Source organism: Pseudarthrobacter phenanthrenivorans, from assembly GCF_000813845.1.
Lineage (GTDB): Bacteria > Actinomycetota > Actinomycetes > Actinomycetales > Micrococcaceae > Arthrobacter > Arthrobacter phenanthrenivorans_B.
The window spans coordinates 37,284-60,198 of sequence record NZ_JWTB01000038.1 but is presented as its reverse complement, the minus strand read 5'-3'; the positions used below and the strand labels follow the sequence as shown (position 1 = coordinate 60,198).

General features: G+C 67.7%; 23 protein-coding genes. 7 read left to right on the top strand and 16 right to left on the bottom strand.

All coding sequences use genetic code 11. From position 1 onward, the window contains the following. Positions 1–11: 11 nt before the first annotated feature. The 9 genes from RM50_RS17575 to argC all read right to left on the bottom strand — a co-directional run bounded on the left by RM50_RS17575 (position 12) and on the right by argC (position 9,379). Positions 12–560 carry a pyridoxine/pyridoxamine 5'-phosphate oxidase gene (locus tag RM50_RS17575; RefSeq protein ID WP_043455290.1) on the bottom strand — a complete coding sequence of 183 codons (549 nt, stop codon included), beginning with the start codon at positions 558–560 and terminating at the stop codon, positions 12–14. Positions 561–702: 142 nt separating this feature from the next. Further along, entirely contained in the window at positions 703–2,130 is a 1,428-nt protein-coding gene (gene argH, locus RM50_RS17570) for an argininosuccinate lyase (protein ID WP_156133908.1), read from the bottom strand. A gap of 5 nt (positions 2,131–2,135) precedes the next feature. After that, positions 2,136–3,341, bottom strand: coding sequence for an argininosuccinate synthase (locus RM50_RS17565; protein WP_043455287.1), 1,206 nt, complete (start codon positions 3,339–3,341; stop codon positions 2,136–2,138). A gap of 45 nt (positions 3,342–3,386) precedes the next feature. Continuing rightward, complete coding sequence (locus RM50_RS17560) at positions 3,387–3,917, bottom strand: arginine repressor (RefSeq protein ID WP_018771558.1); 531 nt, start codon at positions 3,915–3,917, stop codon at positions 3,387–3,389. Then, the gene (gene argF / locus RM50_RS17555) at positions 3,917–4,918 is read right to left on the bottom strand and encodes an ornithine carbamoyltransferase (RefSeq protein ID WP_043455286.1); all 1,002 of its coding nucleotides are present in this window, start codon (positions 4,916–4,918) and stop codon (positions 3,917–3,919) included. The genes RM50_RS17560 and argF overlap by 1 nt, the downstream gene beginning before the upstream one ends. Beyond that, on the bottom strand, positions 4,915–6,186 hold the full coding sequence (locus RM50_RS17550) for an acetylornithine transaminase (protein ID WP_043455285.1): 1,272 nt from the start codon (positions 6,184–6,186) through the stop codon (positions 4,915–4,917). The genes argF and RM50_RS17550 overlap by 4 nt, the downstream gene beginning before the upstream one ends. After that, positions 6,183–7,142 carry an acetylglutamate kinase gene (gene argB / locus RM50_RS17545; protein ID WP_043455329.1) on the bottom strand — a complete coding sequence of 320 codons (960 nt, stop codon included), beginning with the start codon at positions 7,140–7,142 and terminating at the stop codon, positions 6,183–6,185. Before argB ends, RM50_RS17550 begins: the two co-directional genes overlap by 4 nt. A gap of 42 nt (positions 7,143–7,184) precedes the next feature. Beyond that, positions 7,185–8,351 carry a bifunctional glutamate N-acetyltransferase/amino-acid acetyltransferase ArgJ gene (gene argJ, locus RM50_RS17540; RefSeq protein WP_043455284.1) on the bottom strand — a complete coding sequence of 389 codons (1,167 nt, stop codon included), beginning with the start codon at positions 8,349–8,351 and terminating at the stop codon, positions 7,185–7,187. Next, positions 8,348–9,379 carry an N-acetyl-gamma-glutamyl-phosphate reductase gene (argC, locus tag RM50_RS17535; RefSeq protein ID WP_043455282.1) on the bottom strand — a complete coding sequence of 344 codons (1,032 nt, stop codon included), beginning with the start codon at positions 9,377–9,379 and terminating at the stop codon, positions 8,348–8,350. Before argC ends, argJ begins: the two co-directional genes overlap by 4 nt. Before the next feature lie 146 nt (positions 9,380–9,525). Between argC and RM50_RS17530 the strand changes: the two genes are divergently transcribed. Further along, on the top strand, positions 9,526–10,491 hold the full coding sequence (locus tag RM50_RS17530) for a quinone oxidoreductase family protein (protein ID WP_043455279.1): 966 nt from the start codon (positions 9,526–9,528) through the stop codon (positions 10,489–10,491). A gap of 78 nt (positions 10,492–10,569) precedes the next feature. On the opposite strand, the gene pheT is transcribed toward RM50_RS17530, so the two are convergent. Together pheT and pheS are read right to left on the bottom strand one after the other, a co-directional pair. Continuing rightward, positions 10,570–13,113, bottom strand: a complete 2,544-nt coding sequence (gene pheT / locus RM50_RS17525; RefSeq protein WP_043455277.1) for a phenylalanine--tRNA ligase subunit beta — start codon at positions 13,111–13,113, stop codon at positions 10,570–10,572. A 2-nt stretch (positions 13,114–13,115) separates the two neighbouring features. Beyond that, on the bottom strand, positions 13,116–14,177 hold the full coding sequence (pheS, locus tag RM50_RS17520; protein ID WP_043455274.1) for a phenylalanine--tRNA ligase subunit alpha: 1,062 nt from the start codon (positions 14,175–14,177) through the stop codon (positions 13,116–13,118). A gap of 201 nt (positions 14,178–14,378) precedes the next feature. Here pheS and RM50_RS17515 point away from each other — a divergent pair, with 201 nt between their 5' ends. The 3 genes from RM50_RS17515 to RM50_RS17505 are packed head-to-tail and all read left to right on the top strand — an operon-like array spanning position 14,379 to position 16,661. Further along, positions 14,379–14,831 carry a hypothetical protein gene (locus tag RM50_RS17515; protein WP_052260330.1) on the top strand — a complete coding sequence of 151 codons (453 nt, stop codon included), beginning with the start codon at positions 14,379–14,381 and terminating at the stop codon, positions 14,829–14,831. After that, positions 14,831–15,487, top strand: a complete 657-nt coding sequence (locus tag RM50_RS17510; RefSeq protein ID WP_052260329.1) for an SIMPL domain-containing protein — start codon at positions 14,831–14,833, stop codon at positions 15,485–15,487. Before RM50_RS17515 ends, RM50_RS17510 begins: the two co-directional genes overlap by 1 nt. 55 nt (positions 15,488–15,542) lie before the next feature. Continuing rightward, positions 15,543–16,661: an Rv2578c family radical SAM protein gene (locus RM50_RS17505; RefSeq protein WP_043455271.1), complete on the top strand. Its 1,119-nt coding sequence runs from the start codon at positions 15,543–15,545 to the stop codon at positions 16,659–16,661. 91 nt (positions 16,662–16,752) lie between these two features. Here the strand turns inward: RM50_RS17505 and RM50_RS17500 are convergent, their stop codons facing one another. Next, positions 16,753–17,208, bottom strand: a complete 456-nt coding sequence (locus RM50_RS17500; protein WP_043455269.1) for a (deoxy)nucleoside triphosphate pyrophosphohydrolase — start codon at positions 17,206–17,208, stop codon at positions 16,753–16,755. Between the two features lie 174 nt (positions 17,209–17,382). On the opposite strand from RM50_RS17500, the gene RM50_RS17495 reads away from it, so the two are divergent. Continuing rightward, positions 17,383–18,591, top strand: coding sequence for an MFS transporter (locus tag RM50_RS17495; RefSeq protein WP_043455266.1), 1,209 nt, complete (start codon positions 17,383–17,385; stop codon positions 18,589–18,591). A 150-nt stretch (positions 18,592–18,741) separates the two neighbouring features. Then, on the top strand, positions 18,742–19,017 hold the full coding sequence (locus RM50_RS17490; RefSeq protein ID WP_018771572.1) for a GlsB/YeaQ/YmgE family stress response membrane protein: 276 nt from the start codon (positions 18,742–18,744) through the stop codon (positions 19,015–19,017). Between the two features lie 139 nt (positions 19,018–19,156). On the opposite strand, the gene RM50_RS17485 is transcribed toward RM50_RS17490, so the two are convergent. The 4 genes from RM50_RS17485 to infC form a co-directional block, all read right to left on the bottom strand. Continuing rightward, complete coding sequence (locus RM50_RS17485; protein ID WP_052260328.1) at positions 19,157–20,137, bottom strand: TrmH family RNA methyltransferase; 981 nt, start codon at positions 20,135–20,137, stop codon at positions 19,157–19,159. A 69-nt stretch (positions 20,138–20,206) separates the two neighbouring features. After that, entirely contained in the window at positions 20,207–20,596 is a 390-nt protein-coding gene (gene rplT / locus RM50_RS17480; protein WP_018763610.1) for a 50S ribosomal protein L20, read from the bottom strand. A gap of 117 nt (positions 20,597–20,713) precedes the next feature. Then, positions 20,714–20,908 carry a 50S ribosomal protein L35 gene (rpmI, locus tag RM50_RS17475; protein WP_018771575.1) on the bottom strand — a complete coding sequence of 65 codons (195 nt, stop codon included), beginning with the start codon at positions 20,906–20,908 and terminating at the stop codon, positions 20,714–20,716. A 118-nt stretch (positions 20,909–21,026) separates the two neighbouring features. Beyond that, positions 21,027–22,034 carry a translation initiation factor IF-3 gene (gene infC, locus RM50_RS17470; RefSeq protein ID WP_043455263.1) on the bottom strand — a complete coding sequence of 336 codons (1,008 nt, stop codon included), beginning with the start codon at positions 22,032–22,034 and terminating at the stop codon, positions 21,027–21,029. Between the two features lie 401 nt (positions 22,035–22,435). Between infC and RM50_RS17465 the strand changes: the two genes are divergently transcribed. After that, a complete protein-coding gene (locus RM50_RS17465; protein ID WP_043455261.1) occupies positions 22,436–22,822 on the top strand; it encodes a DUF1844 domain-containing protein in 387 nt (128 codons plus the stop codon). Positions 22,823–22,915 lie beyond the last annotated feature (93 nt).

Genomic DNA, 22,915 nt, shown 5'->3' with positions numbered 1-22,915 from the left:
TGGCCCGGGGCCTATTCAAGCGGCGTTCCGTCCGGCCCGACGCGGTGGCGGACATGCCGGCCGTCGTTGCTGGCCTGCCAGAACTCGATCTCGACGGGCTGCAGCGCGTAGAGCTGCCAGTTCGGGTTGTCGCTGCCGTCCGCGCGCGGCCGTTCGTGCCAGTCCATGCTGGAGGCCTCCGCGGACAATTCGGCCACGCTGCCGGCCAGCCGGACCTGCCGGCCCAGGGCGGGCCAGTAGAAGTTCATCGCGGCCCTGGGCGCGGCCGCAAGCTCCCGGCCCTTGCGGGAGGTGCGGGACGTGGCGAAGTGCCAGCCGTCGTCGTCAATGTTTTTCAGGATGAGCATCCGCGAGGACGGCTGCGGGCCCGCGCCGCCAGCCGTGCCCACCGTGGCCAGGCTGAAGGCGTGCGGCTGCTGCTCCCCCGCGTCCAGGGCCTCATCCAGCCACTGCTTGAAAAGCAGCGCCGGATCCTGCGGCGCGTTCTCCGGCTCGAAGCCGGGCAGGTCGGACGGGAAGTCGGGCAGGGTGCGAAGGAACTTGCGGAACGTTTCGCTCATGGACCCAGCCTAGCGGCGGGTCAACGGTCCTCAACCCTCAACGCCTGCCCACGTTCTGCACTCAAAACGCCGACGCCCGCCCACTTCCGTGAAGGAAGTGAGCGGGCGTTTCCCAACAACGTGCAGGAAGTGAGCGGCTGTCCTAGCCGGCGTACTCCCGGACGGCTGCAAGCTCGGCTTCCAGCGCGGTGAGCTGGCGTTCGACGGCGGCCGGTGCCGTGCCGCCCTGAGAGTTGCGGCTGTTGAGCGATCCTTCGGTGGAGAGCACGGACCGGACCTCGGGGGTCAGGTGCGCCGAGATGGCGGCGTACTCTTCGTCCGTGAGGTCCCACAGCTCCACGCCGCGGGACTCCGCCTGCTTGACGGCGGCACCGGACAGTTCATGAGCCTCGCGGAACGGCACGCCCTGGCGGACCAGCCATTCGGCGATGTCCGTGGCCAGCGCGAAGCCCTGCGGGGCCAGCGACTCCATCCGCTCGGTGTTGAAGGTCAGGGTGGCGATCATCCCGGACACGGCCGGGAGCAGCAGCTCCAGGGTGTCGGCGGCGTCGAACACCGGTTCCTTGTCCTCCTGCAGGTCGCGGTTGTACGCCAGCGGCAGGCCCTTGAGCGTGGCCAGCAGCCCGGTCAGGTTGCCGATCAAACGCCCTGCCTTGCCGCGGGCCAGCTCGGCGACGTCCGGGTTCTTCTTCTGCGGCATGATCGAGGACCCCGTGGAGTAGGAGTCATGCAGCGTGACGAAGGAGAACTCCTTGGTGGCCCAGAAGATGACTTCCTCTGAGATCCGGGACAGGTCCACGCCGATCATCGAGCAGACCCAGGCGAACTCGGCGAAGACGTCGCGGGAGGCGGTGCCGTCGATCGAGTTGTGCACGGCGGAGAAGAACCCAAGGTCGGCCGCCACCGCTTCCGGGTCCAGCCCCAGCGAGGAACCGGCCAGGGCGCCGGAGCCATACGGCGAGACGCCGGCGCGCTTGTCCCAGTCCTGCAGCCGCTGCACATCGCGCAGCAGGGCCCAGGCATGGGCCAGCAGGTGGTGGCTGAGCAGGACCGGCTGCGCGTGCTGCAGGTGCGTCCGTCCCGGCATGGCCACGCCATGGTGGGCCTTGGCCTGCTCCACGAGCGCGTCCACGGTGGCCAGGACACCGCGGGCGATGATCCGGGCGTGGTCACGCAGGAACATACGGCCCAGGGTTGCCACCTGGTCGTTGCGGGACCGGCCGGCCCGGAGCTTGCCGCCCAGGTGGGCGCCGGCACGCTCGATCAGGCCACGCTCCAGCGAACCGTGCACGTCCTCATCGGACGCCGCCGGCAGGTAGGCGCCGGATGCCACGTCCTCGTCCAGCTGCGTCAGGGCCGCGAGCATGCCTTCCAGTTCGGCGTCGTCCAGCAGCCCGGCCTTGTGCAGCACGCGGGCATGCGCCTTGGAACCGGCGATGTCGTAGCGCGCCAGCCGCCAGTCGAAGTGCGTGGACTTGCTCAGTGCCGCCAGGGCGTCGGCGGGGCCGCCGGCGAACCGGCCGCCCCACAACGCTCCCGCATTCGTGGCTTCGGTCTTTTGCTCAGCCACAGGGGCTACTTCCCTGCGACCCGGATGTCGCGGCCGGAGGCAACCTTGGCGGACATGCCCCACAGCTCGATGAAGCCCTTGGCCATGGACTGGTCAAAGGTGTCACCGGTGTCGTAGGTGGCCAGCGAGAAGTCGTACAGCGAGGTCTCGGAGCGGCGGCCGTTGACGATGGCCTGGCCGCCGTGCAGGGTCATGCGGATGTCGCCGGAGACGTACTTCTGCGTGTCCTCGATGAAGGCGTCCAGGGAGCGCTTCAGCGGGGAGAACCACTGGCCGTCGTAGACCAGCTCGGCCCAGCGCTGGCCCACGGTGGCCTTGAAGCGGGCCTGCTCGCGCTCGATGGTGATGTCCTCGAGGTGCTTGTGGGCGGTGATCAGCGCCATGGCGCCGGGTGCTTCATAGATCTCACGGGACTTGATGCCCACCAGGCGGTCCTCAACAACGTCGATGCGGCCCACGCCCTGCGCGCCCGCGCGGCGGTTGAGTTCCTTGATGGCCTGCAGCGGAGTGACCTTGACGCCGTCGATCGCCACCGGAACGCCGGCTTCGAAGGAGATGATGACCTCATCCGGTGCCGGCGGGAATTCCGGCGTGGCGGTGTAGTCGTAGATGTCCTTGGTGGGGGCGTTCCAGATGTCCTCGAGGTAGCCGGTTTCGACGGCGCGGCCCCAGACGTTCTGGTCGATCGAGTACGGGTTCTTCTTGGTGGTCTCGATGGGCAGTCCCTTTTCCTCGGCGAAGGCGATGGCCTTGTCGCGGGTCAGGGCGAGGTCACGGACCGGTGCGATGCACTTCAGGTCCGGGCCCAGGGTCTGGATGCCCACTTCGAAGCGGACCTGGTCGTTGCCCTTGCCCGTGCAACCGTGGGCCACGGTGGTGGCGCCGAATTCGCGGGCAGCCTTCACCAGGTGCTTGACGATGACCGGGCGTGAGATGGCGGAGACCAGCGGGTAGTGGCCCTGGTAGAGGGCGTTGGCCTTCAGGGTGGGGACGCAGTACTCGTTGGCGAACTCGTCCGAGGCGTCGGCGACGTAGGCTTCCACGGCGCCGCAGCCGAGGGCGCGCTGGCGGATGGTTTCCAGCGATTCGCCGCCCTGTCCGACGTCGACCGCCACGGCGATGACCTCGGCACCGGTGGCTTCACCGATCCAGCCGATGGCGACGGAGGTGTCCAGGCCGCCGGAGTAGGCCAGCACAATGCGTTCAGTCACTTTAGATGCTCCTTGTTGGGGTTTGGTGGTTGATTGTCTTCAAGCTTATTGCCCGGCTTCCTCGGCCATTTGCAGGAAGCGGGCAGCGAGGTCCGGGCCGCCGAGCGGATCGCGTGACACCAGCAGGACGGTGTCGTCACCGGCGATAGTGCCCAGGATGGACGGCATGACGGAATGGTCGATGGCCAGGGCCAGGAAATTCGCCGCGCCGGGTGGTGTCCTCAGGACCGCGATGTTGGCCGAGGCTTCGGCTGTGACCAGCAGTTCGCTGCAGAGCCGGGCCAGCCGGGCGTCGAGGATTTCCTGGGTGACGCCGCTTTTGGCAGCCCGTTCGCCGCCCTCACCGGGTACCGCATAGACTAGGACGCCTTCCTTGCCGCGGACGCGGACGGCGCCCAGTTCCACCAGGTCGCGGGACAGCGTGGCCTGGGTGACCTGTACGCCGTCGTCCGCAAGCAGCGCCGCCAGTTCAGCCTGGGAACGCACGGACTGCCCGGTGAGGATCGCGGTGATGCGGGCCTGCCGGGCGGTCTTGGTGGCCGGGCTGGTGCCCGGTGAGGAAGGCTGGGCGGACACTAGAAGGTGCTCTCTCCGGTGCCTTCCACCGGCGACAGGCCTTCGACGTACGCAAGGCCGGACCGGTGCATCAGCCAGGCCATCAGCGCCTTCTGGGCGTGCAGGCGGTTTTCCGCCTCGTCCCAGACGATGGACTGCGGGCCGTCAATCACCTCGGCTGAGATTTCGTAGCCCCGGTAGGCGGGCAGGCAGTGGAGTACGACGGCGTCATCCGCAGCGAGTGCCATGGCACCGGAGTCCACGGAGTACTCCCGGAAAAGCTGCATCCGGGCTTCCTTCTCGGCTTCCTGCCCCATGGACACCCAGGTATCGGTGGCCACGACGTCGGCCCCCTGCAGGGCTTCCTTGGCGTCAGAGGTGATGAGTACGGAGCCGCCGGTTTCGGCAGCACGCTCCTTCGCCGCCGCAACGATCTCCGCCGAGGGGAGGTAGCCTTCAGGGCCGGCGATCCGGACATGCATGCCGGCGGTGACGCCGGCCAGCAGGTACGAGTTGGCCATGTTGTTGGCGGCGTCGCCGAGGTAGCTCATGGTGAGCCCCTTGAGTGCGCCCTTGTGCTCCTTGACGGTCAGCAGGTCCGCCAGGAGCTGGCACGGGTGGTAGTCGTCGCACAGGGCGTTGATGACCGGCACCTTTGAGTTGGCCGCCATGGCCACCAGGCCTGCGTGCGCGCCGGTGCGCCACACGATCGTGGAGACCATCCGTTCCAGGACCTTCGCGGTGTCTTCCACGGATTCCTTGTGGCCGATCTGCGCCTCACCCGGGTTGATGACCAGCGCATTGCCGCCCATGTCCGCGATCCCGGTGGCAAAAGAGACACGGGTCCGGGTTGACGTCTTGTCGAAGATCACGGCCACGGTCTTGCGGCCGTTGCCCTCCGCCGCGAACGGCTGGACGCTGTAGGGGGCAGCCTTCATGCGGGTTGCGAGTTCCAGGACTTCCGCCTGTTCGGCGGGGCTGAGGTCGGTGTCCTTGAGGAAGTGCCGGGTTGCGGTAGTCACTGGGCGTCCTTAGCGGTCTGGAGGATTGCCGGGAAAGCGGCGAGGAAGGTATCGGCTTGGGCCTTGGTGAGGATCAGCGGCGGTGCCAGGCGGATGGTGCGCGGGCCGGGGCTGTTGATAATGAAGCCCGCGTCCAGGGCGGCCTGCACCGCGGCGGGGGCGACGTCGGCGTCCAGATCGAAGCCGATCAGGAGTCCTTCGCCCCTGACCTCGGTGACGCCAGGGATGGCGGCCAGCCCGGAGCGTAGGTGCTCCCCCACCGCCACCACGTTCGCGAGCACGTTCTGGCTCTCCAACGCATGCAGGGTTGCCAGGGCCGCGGCGGTCGCCACCGGGTTTCCGCCGAAGGTGGTGCCGTGCTGGCCTGGGGACAGCAGCGACGACACCTGCGTGCCAAAGGTGATCAGGGCACCAATGGGGAACCCGCCGCCCAGCCCCTTGGCGAGCGTGACGGCGTCGGGGACGATCCCGGCATCTTCGCTGGCCAGCCACTTGCCGGTCCGGCCAATGCCGGTCTGGACCTCGTCCAGGATGAGCAGGGCGCCGGTCCTGGCAGTCAGCTCCCGGGCAGCCCGGAGGTACTCCGCCGAAAGCGGCCGTACACCCGCTTCACCCTGGATTGGCTCGAGGAAAACCGCCGCCACGGTCTCGTCCACCGCGGCCTTGAGCGCCTCAATGTCCCCGAACGGGATGTGCTCCACGCCGCCGGGGAGCGGCTCGAACGGTGCCCGGTAGGCCTCCTTGGCCGTGAGCGCCAGGGCGCCCATGGTCCGGCCGTGGAAGGCGCCCTCGAGGGCAATGATTTTGGTCCGCTTCGTGCCGCCCCCGCCGGTGTTCACGCGGGCAAGCTTGAAGGCGGCCTCATTCGCTTCGGTGCCGGAGTTGCTGAAGAACACCTTGGACCCGGCCGGGGCGTTGGCCAGCGAAAGGAGCTTCTCGGCCAGCGCCACCTGGGTGGGGCTGGTGAAGAAGTTGGACACATGGCCCAGGGTGGCCAGCTGGCTTGCGATCACAGACGTCACGAAGGGGTGGGCGTGGCCCAGGGCGTTGACGGCGATGCCGCCCAGCAGGTCGAGGTACTCCTTGCCGTCGGCGTCCCACACCAGGCAGCCGGCACCGCGGACCAGTACCCGCTGCGGCGCGCCGAACACGTTCATGAGCGAGCTGGAGTAGCGGGACAGCCACTCGGATCCGGCGTGGCCGGTGGTCTCCACGAGCTCCGTGACCGGGGTTTCGATGGACTCAACCACCGGGGTGTCCTTGTTCATGAGTTGCTCTCCTCGTCGGGGACCACCTGGGTGCCGATGCCCGCCGTCGTAAAAGTTTCCAAAAGCATGGAGTGGGCCAGGCGCCCATCCACGATATGGGCGCGTTCCACGCCCTCGTCGATGGCCTTGAGGCAGGCGGCCATCTTCGGGATCATCCCGGATTCGAGCCTGGGCAGCATCTCCCGCAGCTCCGACGCCGTGAGCGAGGAAATCAGGGATGACTTGTCGGGCCAGTTGGCATAAAGGCCTTCGACGTCGGTCAGGATGACCAGCTTGGAGGCGCCGAGGGCGGACGCGACGGCGGCCGCTGCGGTGTCCGCGTTGACGTTCAGGACCTGCCCGGTGGGCTGGAACCGGGCGGTCCCGGCCACGCCGTCGCCGCCGTCCACAATTTCCGGGGCCACGGTGGAGATCACCGGGATGCGCCCGGCGTCGAGGATGTCCACAATGCCTGCGGGGTCGACGCCGACCACCTCGCCCACCAGCCCGAGGTCCACTTCCTCGCCGTCCACCACGGTCCCGGTGCGGACGGCGCGCAGGAGGCCGCCGTCCTCGCCGGACATGCCCACCGCGTAGGGGCCGTGGGAGTTGATGAGGCCCACCAGTTCGCGTCCCACCTGGCCGGTGAGGACCATGCGGACCACCTCCATGGCCTCGGGAGTGGTGACGCGCAGGCCGCCCTTGAACTCGGATTCGATGCCTAGCCGGCCCAGCATGGAGTTGATCTGGGGACCGCCGCCGTGGACCACCACGGGATGGATGCCCACGTGGTGAAGGAAGACGATGTCCTCGGCGAAGGCACGCCGCAGCTCGTCGTTGACCATGGCGTTGCCGCCGTACTTGATCACCATCGTGGTGCCCGCGAACCGCTGAATCCAGGGCAGCGCCTCGATCAGGGTGGCCGCCTTGTCCTGCGCGGCGGACATGCTGGTGTTTTCGCGTGTCTGGGTGTTCATGAGTTCACTTTCCACAGCGGGCTGTGCCTTGGGCGCGCGCTCCTAGCTGGAGTAGGCGCTGTTTTCGTGGACGTAGTCGTGGGTGAGGTCGTTGGTCCAGATGGTGGCTTCCGCATCGCCTGCCTGCAGGTCGATCTCCACCAGCACTTCGCGGGGCTCCAGGTCCACCAGGCCGCGGTCGTCGCCGATGCTGCCGTTGCGGCAGATCTGGACGCCGTTCATGGCCACGTTGAGCTTGTCGGGCTCGAAGGCCGCATCCGTGGTGCCTACGGCCGACAGGACGCGGCCCCAATTGGGGTCCTTGCCGAAGATGGCGGCCTTGAACAGGTTGGAGCGGGCCACGGAGCGGCTGACGGTTTCGGCGTCGGCTTCGCTGGCGGCATTGAACGTGCGGATGGCGATGTCATGGCTGGCGCCTTCGGCGTCCGCAATCAGTTTCCGTGCCAGCTCCGCACAGACCTGCGTGAGGCCGGCGCCAAAGGCTTCCGCGGAGGGCACCGCCCCTGACGCACCGGAGGCCAGCAGGACCACGGTGTCATTGGTGGACATGCAGCCGTCTGAATCGGCACGGTCGAAGGTCACCCGGGTGGCATCGCGGAGCACGACGTCGAGCATCTCGGGCTCCACGACGGCGTCGGTGGTGAGCACCACCAGCATGGTGGCCAGCCCCGGAGCCAGCATGCCGGCGCCCTTGGCGATGCCGCCGATGCTGAATTCCTGGCCGTCGGCGTCGCTGCCGATAAAGAGCGCGGACTTGGGGACGCTGTCGGTGGTCATGATGGCCGTGCCGGCGGCAGGGCCGCCATCAGTGCTGAGCGCCGCGGCAGCGGCCTCGACGCCGGGCAGGATCTTGTCCATGGGCAGCTGCTCGCCGATCAGGCCGGTGGAGCAGACGAAGACGTCGGTGGCGGAAATGCCCAGGACCTCGGCGACTTTTTCCGCGGTGCTGTGGGTGTTCTGGAAGCCGGTGGGTCCGGTGCAGGCGTTGGCCCCGCCGGAGTTGAGGATGACGGCGTCCACGCGGCCGTCGGAGACCACCTGGCGGGACCAATGCACGGGGGCGGCTGCCACCCGGTTGCTGGTGAAGACGGCGGCGGCGGCCTTGGCGGGGCCGTCATTGACGACCAGGGCCAGGTCCGGGTTGCCGGAGGCCTTGAGGCCGGCGGTGACGCCGGCTGCCCGGAATCCCATGGGGGCGGTGATGGTCACGGGGCTACTCCCTGCAGGTTGAGGCCGGCGGTTTCCGGCAGGCCGAGTGCGATGTTCATTGACTGTACGGCGCCGCCGGCGGTGCCCTTGGTGAGGTTGTCGATCACGCAGGTGACGACGACACGCCCTGCGTGGGGGTCGAACACCAGCTGCATGGCCGCATGGTTTGATCCCTGGACGGACTTGGTGGCGGGCCACTGGCCTTCCGGCAGCACATGGACGAAGGGCTCGTCGTCGTACGCTTCCGTCCAGGCCTGCCGCAGCTGGGCCGCCGCGGTGCCGGCCTTGACCTTCGCGGTGGCCGTGGTCAGGATGCCGCGGCTCATCGGCGCCAGTGTGGGCGTGAAGGAGACGGAGACCTTTTCGCCGGCGGCGTTACTGAGCCCCTGCTCGATTTCCGGCGTGTGCCGGTGTCCGCCGCCCACACCGTAGGGGCTCATGGAGCCCATCACTTCGGAGCCGATGAGGTTGACCTTGGCCGCCTTGCCGGCGCCCGAGGTGCCGGACGCGGAAACGATGACGACGTCGTCGGGCTCCAGGAGGCGGGCGGCGAACCCTGGCGCCAGGGCCAGGAGGGAAGACGTGGGGTAGCAGCCGGGCACGGCGATGCGCCTGGCACCTTTGAGGGCCTCCCGCTGGCCGGGCAGTTCCGGCAGCCCGTAGGGCCAGGTGCCGGCGTGGGCGGAGCCGTAGAACTTCTCCCAGGCGGCCGGATCCTCCAGGCGGTGGTCGGCGCCGGCGTCGATGACCAGGGTTCCCTCAGGCAGCTGGGCGGCAATTTCCCCGGAGGCTCCGTGCGGCAGGGCGAGGAACACGACATCATGGCCTGAGAGATTCTCCACCGTGGTGTCCTCCAGGATGCGGCTGGCAAGTCCGTGGAGGTGCGGCTGGAGTTCACCGAGCCGGGATCCTGCATTGCTGTGGGCGGTGATGGCGCCGATGGTCACCCCGGGGTGCCCGGCAAGGAGGCGGAGGACTTCTCCCCCGGCGTAGCCACTGGCTCCCGAGACCGCAACAGAAATAGTCATGCTTCGACTATACAGCAATAGTTATGCATACCTATCGATATTTATGCATGAGAGGGGGTGTGGTTCTTGGCGCAACGGGCGCTGGTGTCCCTACGATGGTTCCGGCAGCCGGGGCCGGAGATTCCGGGTCCCGCGAAAGGAGAGCCATGACGCACGCAATCGTCGCACGGCAGGCAGGCGGACCGGAAGTCCTTGAGTATGCCGAGGTTGAAATCCCGGTTCCCGGGCCGGGCCAGTTGCTGTTCAAGGTGGGGGCGGCCGGTGTCAACTTCATTGACACCTACAAGCGCAGCGGCACCTACAAGGTGCCCTACCCTTTCGTCCCCGGCACGGAGGCGGCAGGCACGGTGGAGGCCGTGGGTGACGGTGTGACCGGCTTCGCCGTGGGTGACCGCGTTGCCACGGCCGAGGGCATCAACTGCTATGCCGACTACGCGCTCGTGGATGAGGATGCGGCACTGCCCGTACCGAAGGGCCTGGACGTCTTCACCGCCGCGGCACTCCCCCTGCAGGGTGCCACCGCCCACTATCTGATCAACTCCACGTTCAAGGTGGAACCGGGGCACACCGTGTTGCTGCATGCCGGCGCAGGCGGTGTTGGGCTCCTCCTGATCCAGCTGCTCAAGGCCAAGGGCGCAAGGGTCATCACCACGGTGTCCAACGATGAAAAGAAAGCCCTTGCCCTGGAGGCCGGGGCGGACCATGTGCTGCGCTACGAGGGCTTCCCGCACCATGTACGCGAACTTACCGGCGGGACCGGCGTTGATGTGGTGTACGACGGCGTGGGGAAGGATACGTTCGACGGCTCGCTGGCTGCGCTGCGGGTGCGCGGCATGCTGGTCCTGTTCGGCGCGGCTTCGGGTCCGGTGCCGCCGTTCGATCCGCAACGGCTCAATGCCGCCGGCTCGCTGTTCCTGACCCGCCCCACGATGGGCCATTACCTGCGGGACGCCGCCGAGCGGCGCTGGCGCGCCGATGAGATTTTTGCCGCCGCGGCCGACGGCAGCCTGAAGGTCCGGATTGGTGCGCGCTACCCGCTGAGCCAGGCCGCCCGGGCACACCGGGACCTTGAGGGCCGCAAGACCACGGGCAAGGTCCTCCTGGTCCCCTGACAAGCATTCATCAGCGAACAGGAAAAGTCCCCGCAACCACCCAGGGTTGCGGGGACTTTTGGCTTCCGGAAGCGCCAGCTAGCGCTGGACGGCCCCAAAGCGTTCGGCAGCGAGGGCTACTGCGCTTTCGCGCGCAGCGGAGGCTTCGTCAGCGGTGAGCGTGCGGTCGGCGGCGCGGAACCGCAGTCCGAAGGCCAGTGACTTCTTCCCGTCCTCGATGCCCTTTCCTGCGTAGACATCGAACAGGGCCACGTCCTCCAGCAGTTCTCCGGCGCCTTCACGCAGCGCGGCGAGGACGTCGTCCGCGGGGACCTCGGCCGGAACCACGAGCGCAACGTCCTGGGTTGCCACCGGGAACGTGGAGATGTGCCGCGCCACGATGACATCAGGTGCTGCCTCGAACAATGCGTCGGCGTCGATCTCCAGCGCAACGGAACGGGCAGGCATGTCCGAGGCGGCGAGCAGCTTGGGGTGCAGCTCCCCGGCGTAACCAACCGTTTCGCCTGTGTGCAGGGAGAGCCGGGCAGCACGGCCGGGATGGAACGCCTGGTGGCTGCCCTGGCTGACCACCAGCTCCACGCCCAGGACGTCGCCGGCGAGGCGGGCGAAGTCCAGGGCGTCGGCCCAGTCCCATACCCGCGGCGTGTGCGCGGCAGCCGCCGGTGAATCGTGGCCGGTGAGGACCGCGGCAACGTGGAACGGCTGCTCGGGGACGCCGTCGTACAGCGCATCCAGCACCTCGTCGGCCGGCTTGGTGCCCAGCGGCGGAATGGATTCGGTGCCCATCTTCTCAGCAGGCAGGAACACCAGGCCGGACTCGAACAGTGCCAGGTCCCGGAAGCCGCGTGAATGGTTCCGCTTGGCCACCTCGATCAGCCCCGGCAGGATGGAGGTGCGCAGGTAGCCCTGCTCTTCGCTGATGGGATTGGCCAGCTTGACGGCACTGCGGCCTGCACCCTCGTCCGCCGTTCCGAAGGTGTCGTTGGCGGCCTTGGAAACGAACGGGTAGGACAGGACCTCGGTGAGCCCGGCGTCCGCCAGGGCCTGGATGAGGCGGCGGCGCTGCTGCTGGACGCGGGTGAGGCCCCGGCCCGGCGGCGCGACAGGAAGCGTGGCGGGAATCTTGTCGTATCCCACCAGCCGGGCAATTTCCTCGGTCAGGTCTTCCTTGGTCTCCAGGTCGCTGCGCCAGCTCGGCGGCGTTACCGTCCAGCCGGCGTCGTGCTTCACCACAACGGCGCCCAGGTCCTCAAGCGAGGTGACGATCTGTTCCCCGGTGAAGTCGATGCCGATCCGTGCGGCGGCGAAGCCTGCGGGCAGTTCGATGCTGACGGTTTCCGGTGCGGTGCCCACGTCGGTTCCGGCGTCGTCGGCCGTACCGCCGGCAAGCTCCACGAGGAGGTCCACCACACGCTGGGCGGCGATGCCGGCCACCTGCCAGTCCACGCCCCGCTCGAACCGCTTGGACGCCTCGGAGGGCAGCTTGTGCCGGCGCCGTGAGCGGCCGATGGACACCTCGTCGAAGTGCGCGGATTCCACCAGGATGTTCGACGTCGAATCGCCCACCTCGGTTGCCGCGCCGCCCATGACGCCGGCGATGCCGATGGCGCCGGAGTCATCGGTGATGAGCAGGTCCTCGGCGTCAAGGGTGCGTTCCTTGCCGTCCAGGGTGGTGATCTTTTCCCCTGCCGCCGCACGCCGCACCACGATGTCACCGGAGAGTTTGTCCAGGTCGTAGCAGTGCGTGGGCTGTCCCAGCTCAAGCATGACGTAGTTGGAAATGTCCACGGGCAGCGAGATGGAGCGGATGCCCGCGAGCCGGAGCCGGGACACCATCCACGGCGGGGTGGGCTTGGTGGCGTCCACGCCGCGGACAGTCCGGGCCACGAAGCGGTCGCAGCCGGGCTTGCCGTAGATGGGGGCGTCGTCGTTGAGCTTGATGCCGTACCCGCCCGACAGTTCCGCAGGCGCCTGGACCTTGGATGCGGGGTCGGTGAAGCCGGTACCGGTGGCGTGCGCGTACTCGCGGGCCACGCCGCGGATGGAGAAGGCGTAGCCGCGGTCCGGGGTGACGTTGATTTCCGCGGCCTGGTCGTACAGGCCCAGCAGCTCCATGGCGTCGGTGCCCACCTCGGGGTCGAGCCCGATGCGGGACAGCACCAGGATGCCGTCGTGGTCTTCGCCGATGCCCAGTTCGCGGACGGAGGCGATCATGCCGGCGGAGAGGTGGCCGTAGGTCTTGCGGGCCGAGATGTGGAAGTTGCCGGGCAGGACGGCGCCGGGCAGGGTGACCACCACCTTGTCGCCTTCCACGAAGTTGTGGGCGCCGCAGATGATGCCCTGCACGCCGGAGGGGTCGATGCCCTCGCCGGCCAGGGTCTGCTCCTGTCCCTCGGGGACAACCCGGACCTGGCACCAGTTGATGGTCTTGCCGTTGGTCTGCGGTTCCTTGACCAAACTCAGGACCTGGCCCACCACGATGGGGCCCTGCAGGGTGTCCGTGGGACGGTGGACGGCTTCCTCCTCGAAACCGACCTTGACCAGCTCGGCCATGACGTCTTCGGCTGTTGCATCGGCCGGTACTGCCGCGAATTCACGCAGCCAGGAAAGTGGGATACGCACTGTTAGATCTCCATCCCGAAGTGCTCGCTGAACCGTACATCGCCTTCGATCATGTCGCGCATGTCCCCCACTTCATTGCGGAACATGAGGGTGCGCTCGATGCCCATGCCGAAGGCGAAACCTGAATAGACGTCCGGGTCGATGCCGGCGGCGCGCAGGACGTTCGGGTTGACCATGCCGCAGCCGCCCCACTCGATCCAGGCAGGCCCGCCCTTGGCGCCGGGGTGGAAGATGTCCAGCTCGGCGGAGGGCTCGGTGAAGGGGAAGTAGTTGGGGCGCAGACGGATCTGGGCTTCCTCGCCGAACATCTGCCGGGCGAAGTGCTCCAGGGTGCCGCGCAGGTCCGCCATGGACAGGTTCCTGTCGATGGCCAGGCCTTCGAACTGGTGGAACACGGGCGTGTGGGTGGCGTCCAGCTCGTCGGTGCGGAACACCTTGCCCGGGCACAGCACGTAGATGGGCACCTCGCGCTCGAGCATGGAGCGGACCTGAACCGGGGAGGTGTGGGTGCGCATCAGCAGGTGGGCTTCGGGGGGCTCCACGAAGAAGGTGTCCTGCATTTCCCGGGCCGGGTGGTCCGGCTTGAAGTTCAGTGCGTCGAAGTTGAACCACTCCGATTCCACTTCCGGGCCCTCTGCGATCTCCCAGCCCATGCCCACGAAGATGTCGGCCACGCGGTCCTGCAGGGTGGACAGCGGGTGGCGGGCACCGGCACGGCGGCGGCGCGGCGCGGCCGTGACGTCCACGGTCTCCTCCACCAGGATGCGGGCGTCGTTTTCAGCCTCCAGCACCGCGGTGCGCTCGGCGAGCGCCTTGTTCACCCGGCCGCGGGAGGCGCCCATCAGCTTTCCGGCGAGCGCCTTCTGGTCCTTGGGCAGGCGGCCGATCTCGCGGTTCGCCAGGCTGAGCGGGGACTTCTCGCCGCTGTGGGCAAGGCGCACCGCCTTCAGCTCGTCAAGGGTGGCCGCACCGGCGATGGCGGTGATGGCCTGATCTACAGCGGCGTTGATGGCGGCCTCATCCGTGGGGTTCGGGATGGCGGCGCCCGGCAAAGTTTCAGTCATCTACTGTTCTTAGCTACGAGTCGTGGCTGCCGGCGGCGGGGGCAGCCACGGGCGGTTTCCCGCCCGGCGCGTCCGCCGCTGGCAGGTCATGGATGAACGCACTGAACGTCAGTGTCATTCAATGACCAGGTCAGGGCTCGCCGGCAGGACCGGCGGCCACTGCCCTCCAGTCTAGTTGAACCCTCCGGTTACCATGGCCTCATGACTTTGCGGCAGCGGCCGGGTTCCCTTCACGGCCCGACGACGGCCCAGCGGCTCAGGCGGGCAGCAAACCTCCTCAACGGGAGCACCCTGGCCGGGCTCGCCGTCGCCCTTGCCGCCCGGACGCGGATCAGCCGCGGCCCGCGCGGAATGATCATCGCCGCCGGGTACCGCTGGCGCCTGCCGTTCGCGCACGCCTACACCCTGGGCAATGTGGTGCTGTGCCGCGGTCCGGCCGGGGACCTGCTGTCCCGGCCCGCGCTCCTGGAGCACGAGGAGAGGCATTGCACCCAGTATGCGTGCTGCCTGGGCCTGCCTTTTATCCCGCTCTATCTTTTGGCCGCTGCGTGGTCGATGCTGCGGACGGGAAACCCCGGGACGGCGAACATCTTTGAACGCAGGGCGGGGCTGGCGGCCGGCGGCTACCCGCTGGCGGCAGGAAGGAAAGCGTGATGGTCCCCGACTCCATGGCGACCGGGCAGGGGGGAACCATCACGGTCACGGGAACGGGGTGGGCGGAGGCGGCCCCGGACCTGGTGCTTGTTGCGGTTGGCGTGGAGTGCCGTGCCGCGTCAGTGGACGAGGCCTGGGCGGCGGCCTCCGGGGGCCTGCGGGACGTTGGCGCTGCACTCCGCGCCCGCGGTGTGGCGCCCGACGACATCCGCTCGGCTGGCCTGGCCGTCCGCGCCGACCTCGCCTGGCGGGACGGCGAGGGCCAGAAACTCGTGGGCTACGTGGCGTCCGGCAGCCTGTCGGTCAGGCTGCGGGACCTTGCCGGCGCGTCCGCCGTCATCTCTGCCGCCGTCGGGGCAGCCGGGGACACCGTCCGGCTGAACAACCTGCAGCTGGTCCTTTCCGACGACTCCGCCGTTCGGGCACAAGCCCGGGAGGCTGCGTGGCAGGACGCGCTCCGGAGCGCGGGCCAGTATGCCGCGATGGCCTCGGGCCGCCTGGGACGGGTGCTGTCCGTGGACGGGTCACGCCCCGCCCCGGGACCGGTTCCGCTTGCCGGGCTGCAGCGGGCGTCCGCAGCCGAAGGGCCGGCCATCGAACCGGGGGTGAACCGGGTGGAGGCTGCCGTGACTGTCCGTTGGGAGCTCGTGTATTAGCCCGCCGGGCGCGGTGCGCCTTGACTTTGATTCGAACATGTTTTCGAATGGGTGCATGAGATGGGAAGCACAGGCCCTGGTGCCCACTCCGGATGCTCCGGCCGCAGCACGGCCGGCGCTCCTTCCGCTGGCAGGGCTGGTGCGGTCCGTCACTACCCCGGAATTCGCCGGCATCACCTTCCACGAGGTCACCGCCAAATCGGTGCTCAACAGGGTTCCCACCGGGTCGAAGATGCCCTTCGAATGGACGGTCAACCCGTACCGCGGCTGCAGCCACGCCTGCGTGTACTGCTTTGCACGCAAGTCCCACACCTACCTGGACTTCGACGCCGGCATGGACTTTGACAGCCAGGTGGTGGTGAAGGTGAACGCAGCGGAGGTCCTCCGGAAGGAACTGGCCAAGCCGTCCTGGACGCGGCAGCAGGTGGCACTGGGCACCAACACCGATCCGTACCAGCGGGCAGAGGGAAGGTACCGGCTCATGCCGGGCATCATCGCCGCCCTGGCCGAATCCGGCACGCCGCTGTCGATCCTGACCAAGGGAACGCTGCTGGCGCGCGACATTCCGTTGCTCAAGAGCGCCGCCACCCAGGTTCCGGTGGGCCTGGGGATATCCCTGGCCATGACCAATGAGGCCCTGTCAGAGGCGATCGAACCCGGGACGCCGGGACCCAGGGCGCGGCTCAAGCTGGTGTCGCGGCTTCGCGAGGCCGGCCTCCCCTGTGGCGTGATGGCCATGCCCATCCTGCCGTGGTTGTCCGACAGTGACGAAGCCCTGGATGCCCTGTTCGGCTCCCTGGCCGCAGCCGGAGCAACCGGGGTCAGCGCTGGCGCCCTGTACTTGAAGCCTGGTACCAGGGAGTGGTTCATGAAGTGGATCGCGGCGCACCACCCAGAACTTGCCGGCAAGTACCGGCGGCTGTACGGGACCGGCTCCTACGCGAGCAAGGAATACCGGACGTGGCTGGCGGGGAGGGTCCGGTACTTCAAAGCACGCCACGGCTTCTCCCATTCTTCCGGCTTCAGCCATCGCGACCTCGACGATCCCCGGGCCGAGGAAGCGGAATACCCCGCGGGCATCATCCCTGCCGCGGGTGGTGGCGCCGCCCCTGCCGGTTCTTCCCCGCCGTCCCCGTCACTGCGGGGACAGGCGGTGCAGGACTCGTTGTTCTAGCTGACGCGGTTTTGGGGGGGGTCGCTGTTCAGGTGCCCCTGGTCCAGGCATCAAGGAGCCCGCGGTCCCCTGTTCCAGCCTGCCCGCCGGCTTAGCCTTCGTGCGGGCCCTCCGGCACCAGCGCCGCCACGGAGTCCAGCAGCGCCCGCACAATCGGATAATCTGCGGGGATCCAGGGCAGGCCGAGGACCGCATCCCGGTCAGCGAGTTCAACCCAGCGCAGCTCGTCATGGTCTTCCAGCGGCCGGGGTTCACCCCCTGTAACCTCGGCGAACCACACCCGCATGCGTGCACGGTCGTTGAGCGGCCAGCCGGCCCCTTGCCCGGCGGGCAGCTCTGACCCCAGCCGGGCGCTGATTCCCAGTTCCTCGGCCAACTCGCGCACCAGCGCCGCTTCAGGTTCCTCGCCGGGTTCAACCTTGCCGCCTGGGAACTCCCACAGCCCTGCCAGGTGCTCCGGCGCACTCCGCCGTGCCACCAGCAAAGCGGCCGGATCCGCCAGGCGGTCCACCACGGCTGCGCCCACTACCTCAATCAGTCCAGTCACCGGCCCATTCTATGGGCCACAATGGAAGGGTTCCGGAACACAGCCTGCGCCCCACCGCGGGCAGGCCGCAGGGAATACGTCCCGCTGGCCCGGGGTTAGTCCCAGTGTCCGGAAGTCCTGCCCCATTGCCGTGGCATGCATTCGTTCCAGTCCCACCCTTTGAAAAGCAGGCACATGAGCAGCGTCCTTACCCCCACCACGGCAACCGGCACCAAAACCCCGCGCGTTGGAATGGCTATTTTTGCCCTGGCCATGGGCGGGGTGGGGATCGGCGTCACCGAGTTCACCATGATGGGCCTGCTGAAGGAAGTGGAGCAGGGGCTGGCCATCAGCACCCCAGAGGCCGGGAACCTGATCTCCGCCTATGCGCTGGGCGTCGTGGTGGGAGCCCCACTCCTGGCCGCCGTCGGCGCAAAGCTCCCCCGCAAGAGACTTGCACTGGGCCTCCTGCTGTTCTTCACCATCGCGAACCTGGCCTCCTACCTTGCCCCCGATTACGGGACGATGCTGCTGTCCCGCTTCGCCGCCGGCCTGCCGCACGGGGCGTTCTTCGGGGTTGCCGCCGTGATCGCCGCGTCCCTGGTCCCGGCCACCCGGCGGGGCTGGGCCATCTCCATGGTCATGGCGGGGCTCAGCGTCTCCAACGTCGTGGGAGTTCCCTTCGCCACCTGGGTTGGCCAAACCTTCGGCTGGCGGCTGCTGTTCATCCTCGTGGGCGCCATCGGCCTGCTCACGCTGGTCCTCGTCTGGAAATACGTGCCCTTCCAGCATGCCCACCCGGATGCGAGCATCCGGCGTGAACTGGGGGCCCTCAAACGCCTCCAGGTGTGGCTCGCGCTCCTGGTGGGAATCGTGGGTTTTGGGGGCTTCTTCGCCACGTATACCTACATTGCCCACACCATGACCGCTGTCGCCGGCATCCCGTCCACCCTGATCCCCCTGGTCGTGGCGCTGTACGGCCTGGGCATGGTGGCAGGGAACGTCATCGGCGGCCGCCTTGCCGACAAATCCGTCATGGGCACCCTGTACCGGGTGCTGCCAGCCATTGCCGTGGCCCTGGTGGTGTACGCGGTGGCAGCGCACTGGGCGTGGAGCGCCATGGTCATGGTGTTCGTGGTGGGCGCCTCGGGATCCATGCTGATACCGGCCCTGCAGACCCGCCTGCTGGACGCCTCACCTGACGCACCCTCGCTGGCGTCATCCCTCAACCATGCCGGCCTGAACGTGGCCAACGCGCTCGGAGCATTCCTGGGCGGCCTCGTCATTGCCCTCGGTTGGGGCTTTACGGCCCCCGCCCTGGTAGGTGCCGTCCTCGCTGTCCTGGGCTTCGGCGTCGCCCTCCTCAGCGGGCTGCTCGAGCGGAAAAAGCCCCTGGCCGCCTGAATTCCGGGGCGGATCCGGCCGCGCCGGATCCGCCCGCACCGCTGCTAACGATGCGGCAACGCAGCCCTCCGTGCTACTGACTTTGCAGGGCCCTTATGTTAGCTTGAGGCTCATCGGGACTATTAATCCCGGTCACAATAAGGAGGAGACATGGGTTTTCTTGCTTGGATTATTTTGGGCCTGATTGTCGGGGCCATCGTTAAAGCCGTCATGCCCGGACGGGTCGGCGGCGGCTGGGTAACCAGCCTCATCCTCGGTGTGGTTGGAGCCATTGTGGGCGGCTGGATTGGCAGCCTCCTGTTCAACAAGGGCGATCTTGCCTTCTTCGACCTTGGCACCTGGATTCTCGCTATCGTCGGCGGCCTGCTTGTTGCCGGCATCTACGGAGCAGTCACCGGACGCGGAAAAGCTACCCGCGCACCCTGACCGCTCTGTCAACGAATAACCGATGGGCCCCGGAAATCCGGGGCCTTTTCTTGTGCCCGGAGATCCCCGACCCGCGAAGTATGGCCCACCACGCAGTGGGCCTGACGAATCTCCTGCGCAGCTACCCCGTTGTCCTTCCCTACCGTGCCCGGTCCGGTTCCCCTGCTGCAACGGGTTCCCCTGCTTCGCCGTGGGCCCCGGCCACGTGCGCTCCCCCGGCAGCGTCTGTCCTGCGCTGGGAGCGGGCACTGGCGTAGAGGCAGACAGTAGCCGCCGTTCCCAGGTTGAGGCTTTCGGCGGCGCCGTACACGGGGACTGCCACACGGTGGTCTGCCAGTTCCAGCTCTTCATCGGAGAGTCCCTGGGCTTCATTGCCGAAGAACCATGCGGTGGGTCCGGCAAGGTCATACACGGAGTCCGGCCCCGATCCGGTGAGCCTGCGCCGGGCGCTCTCATCCTGGAGAACGTCGAGGTCCAGCTGGCCGTAACCGTCCGCGGCGAGGACGCCGATGCCACGGGCCTTGCACTCAGCCGCCAGTTCCGCGGGATCCACGGCCAAGGCAACGGGCAGGTGGAACAAGGAACCGGCGGTGGAGCGGACAGCCTTCGGATTGTAGATGTCCACGCTGGAGGTGGTGAACACCACGGCATCTGCGCCGGCTGAGTCGGCTGCGCGCAGGACGGTTCCCGCATTCCCGGGATCACGGACCTGGCAGAGGACGGCGATCAGGCGTGGGCCCGCGTCGAGCACGTCCGCCAGTGGAACGTCGAGGAAACGGCAGACTGCCACGATCCCCTGGGGGTTCACGGTGTCCGCCATGGCTGCAAGGACCTCGTCGGTGGCCAGCCGCGCGTTGGTGCCTGCGGCCAGCTCCTCGAATTCCGGGAACCGGTCAAGGCAGCTTTCACTGGCGAATACCTCGGTAACCACGCCGGGGGCGCCCGACGCAATGCGCTGCTGGTGGAGCTTGAGGGCTTCCCGGACGGCCTGCGGTCCCTCGGCCAGGAAATGGCCGCGCTTTAAACGGCCCGGGCGCCCTGCAAGTTTTGCCACGTCCCGGACCCGATCGGCTCGGGGGTTGGACAGTGGAAGATCTTGCGGGCGCCCGGATTTGTTCATACAAGAACTGTAGTAGCTGCTGCCACCTGTTCCTGAACCGGCCCCTCAGGCGAGGGGCCACAGCGGCTGCTAGGCTGCGGCAACCTTCTTGGCGGAGGTGTCTGCCGGCAGGGAGTCCTTGGCCACCTGGACCAGTGCGGCGAAGGCGTTGGCGTCGGAGACGGCAAGCTCGGCCAGCATACGGCGGTCAACCTCGACCTCGGCGGCCTTCAGGCCCTGGATGAGGCGGTTGTAGGTGAGGCCGTTGGCGCGGGAGGCAGCGTTGATGCGCTGGATCCACAGGCGGCGGAAGTCACCCTTCTTCTTCTTGCGGTCGCCGTAGCTGTACACAAACGAGTGCAGCAGCTGCTCTTTGGCCTTGCGGTACAGGCGCGAACGCTGTCCGCGGTAACCCTTTGCCCGTTCCAGGACAACCCGGCGCTTCTTGTGGGCGTTAACCGCCCTCTTCACACGTGCCACGTGCGTACTCCTTCGAAAATCTGATCCCAAGCATCTGTTGCCGGCAGTCCGGCGGCCTGAGAAGGCTGTTTGGCAGGTGATGGACCACCAGGGGGCAGTCCGTCAATGAACTTGGAACTAGATGCCGAGCATCTTCCGGATGACCTTGGCGTCGCCCTTGAAGACGATCCTGTCACCGGCGAGGCGGCGGGTCAGACGGCTGGACTTGTGCTCCAGGTAGTGGCGGCGGTTGGCCTGCTGGCGGCGCAGCTTGCCGCTGCCGGTCAGCTTGAAGCGCTTCTTGGCACCACTGTGGGTCTTCATCTTCGGCATGGGAACCGATCTCCTAACGTGTCTGCGGGCCCGGAGGCCGGCAGTTCTATCGCGCAGCCACCCCTGCGGGCGGCATGCTGGTTGCTGACTGCCGGGGGCGCACCCCGGCAGCTGTGAACTAGTTGGTCTTCTTACCGGCCGGCTTCGGCACTGCCTTGGGAGCAGGGCGGGCAGCAGGCTTCGGTGCAGCAGGCCTTGCCACCGGCTTCGGCGGCGCAGGCACGGCGGCCGGCTTCGGCGCTGCCGGCGCGGCAGCTTCGGGCTTGGCAGCTACCGCAGGCTTGGGCGCCGGAGCGGTGGCCTTCGGTGCTGCCGCCTTCGGTGCAGCAGCTTTCGGCGCTTCAGCCTTGGGTGCTTCCTGCTTCGGAGCAACCGCAGCCTTCGGAGCCTCCTGCTTCGGAGCTTCCTGCTTCGGGGCTTCAGGCGCCTCAACCGTGGCGGTGTCCGCCGCCGGAGCTTCCGTGGCGGGAGATTCCGCGGCGGGCGCTGCCGGCTCGGTGGACACGGTGAAGCCTTCAGGCAGGAGATCCGCCAGCGACTGCGTCATCGGGGCCTGGTCGTCACCGGAGGTGTCAACCCGTCCCGCGGCCTTGGCTTCGTTCTGCGCCTTGGCTTCGGCACGCTGGGTGGCGCGCCGGGCTTCGGCCTTGGCCTCAGCCTTGTTCTTCAGCGGGCCGACCACCATGACCATGTTGCGGCCGTCGATGCGGGGGCTGGACTCCACCACGCCAACTTCGGCGACGTCGTCCGCGAAGCGCTGGAGCAGGCGGATGCCCATCTCCGGACGCTGCTGCTCACGGCCACGGAACTGGATCATGGCCTTGACCTTGTCCCCGGCTCCGAGGAAGCGGAGGGCGTGGCCGCGCTTGGTCTCGTAGTCATGGGTGTCGATCTTCAGGCGGAAGCGGATTTCCTTCAGAACGGTGTTCGTCTGGTTCTTCCGGGCTTCACGCGCCTTGACTGCGGCCTCGTACTTGTACTTGCCGAAGTCCATCAGCTTGCACACCGGAGGCTTCGCCTGAGGTGCGACTTCAACGAGATCAAGGTCGGACTCGGCAGCCAGTCGCAGGGCATCCTCAATGCGGACGATTCCTACCTGTTCACCTGCAGGGCCGACCAGCCGCACCTCGGGGACGCGGATACGCTCATTGATTCTTGGCTCGCTAATGTTAAAGCTCCTGTGGTTGTTGTGGGTTCCGGCAAACAGAGAAGGCCCCCAATTGCCGGAGCAATCGAAGGCCTCAAAAAAGGTTGGCCGGCGCAAACCCTAAAAGGGCTGCACGCGCACGGTCCCGGCAATGCCGGTCCATGCCCAACCAGGTACCCGGCAACCTTGCGCCCCGGGCGGGTTCCAACGGAACGCCTGGGACAGCGGCTGACGCGGGTGGGAGAGATCTCCGCTTGCAAACTGAATGCCATTCTACAGAAAAAATTCCCGCCAACGCCGGAAAGCGCTGTTGGGAACCTGATTGTTTGGACAATCCCTGAAATAACGACATCCAGTCGGTCTGTGTCAAGCTTACCAGTATGAGCACCCCAGACAGTAATTCACACGTCTTCGAGCCCGCAGCGGCAGGCGCAGACGTTTCCCAGCAGATCCGGGACATCTCGGAGGTTCCGGCCATCGAGGTCATCACCACCGCCGCCGTGCACCTGATGAGCGCCGCCGCGGTCAAGCTAGGCCTGGCGGCCGAGGACAACGCCGCCGAGCTGAAGGACCTTGACGAGGCCCGGAAACTCATCACCGCGCTGGCCGGCCTGGTCACCGCCGCCGCCCCCGAAATCGGCTCCCAGCACGCGGGTCCGTTGCGCGACGGTCTCCGGTCGCTCCAGCTGGCTTTCCGCGAGGAATCCCTGATCCCGGATGCTCCGGGCAAGGGCCCGGGCGAAAAGTACACTGGGGCAGTCAACTAAGGAAGAACTCCCCCAAGCAGCGTCCGACGGCGGGACGGCCTTTCACGGCTGTCCCGCCGTCGTCGTTTCCCGGCCAAGTGTCCCGATTGGAAT

Bases quoted from the DNA above. Each gene is read 5' to 3' on its own strand.
- RM50_RS17575 (WP_043455290.1), bottom strand. From the start codon at position 560: ATGAGCGAAACGTTCCGCAAGTTCCTTCGCACCCTGCCCGACTTCCCG.
- RM50_RS17550 (WP_043455285.1), bottom strand. From the start codon at position 6,186: ATGAACAAGGACACCCCGGTGGTTGAGTCCATCGAAACCCCGGTCACG.
- argB (WP_043455329.1), bottom strand. From the start codon at position 7,142: ATGAACACCCAGACACGCGAAAACACCAGCATGTCCGCCGCGCAGGAC.
- argC (WP_043455282.1), bottom strand. From the start codon at position 9,379: ATGACTATTTCTGTTGCGGTCTCGGGAGCCAGTGGCTACGCCGGGGGA.
- RM50_RS17530 (WP_043455279.1), top strand. From the start codon at position 9,526: ATGACGCACGCAATCGTCGCACGGCAGGCAGGCGGACCGGAAGTCCTT.
- pheS (WP_043455274.1), bottom strand. From the start codon at position 14,177: ATGACTGAAACTTTGCCGGGCGCCGCCATCCCGAACCCCACGGATGAG.
- RM50_RS17515 (WP_052260330.1), top strand. From the start codon at position 14,379: ATGACTTTGCGGCAGCGGCCGGGTTCCCTTCACGGCCCGACGACGGCC.
- RM50_RS17510 (WP_052260329.1), top strand. From the start codon at position 14,831: ATGGTCCCCGACTCCATGGCGACCGGGCAGGGGGGAACCATCACGGTC.
- RM50_RS17505 (WP_043455271.1), top strand. From the start codon at position 15,543: ATGAGATGGGAAGCACAGGCCCTGGTGCCCACTCCGGATGCTCCGGCC.
- RM50_RS17495 (WP_043455266.1), top strand. From the start codon at position 17,383: ATGAGCAGCGTCCTTACCCCCACCACGGCAACCGGCACCAAAACCCCG.
- RM50_RS17490 (WP_018771572.1), top strand. From the start codon at position 18,742: ATGGGTTTTCTTGCTTGGATTATTTTGGGCCTGATTGTCGGGGCCATC.
- RM50_RS17485 (WP_052260328.1), bottom strand. From the start codon at position 20,137: ATGAACAAATCCGGGCGCCCGCAAGATCTTCCACTGTCCAACCCCCGA.
- rpmI (WP_018771575.1), bottom strand. From the start codon at position 20,908: ATGCCGAAGATGAAGACCCACAGTGGTGCCAAGAAGCGCTTCAAGCTG.
- RM50_RS17465 (WP_043455261.1), top strand. From the start codon at position 22,436: ATGAGCACCCCAGACAGTAATTCACACGTCTTCGAGCCCGCAGCGGCA.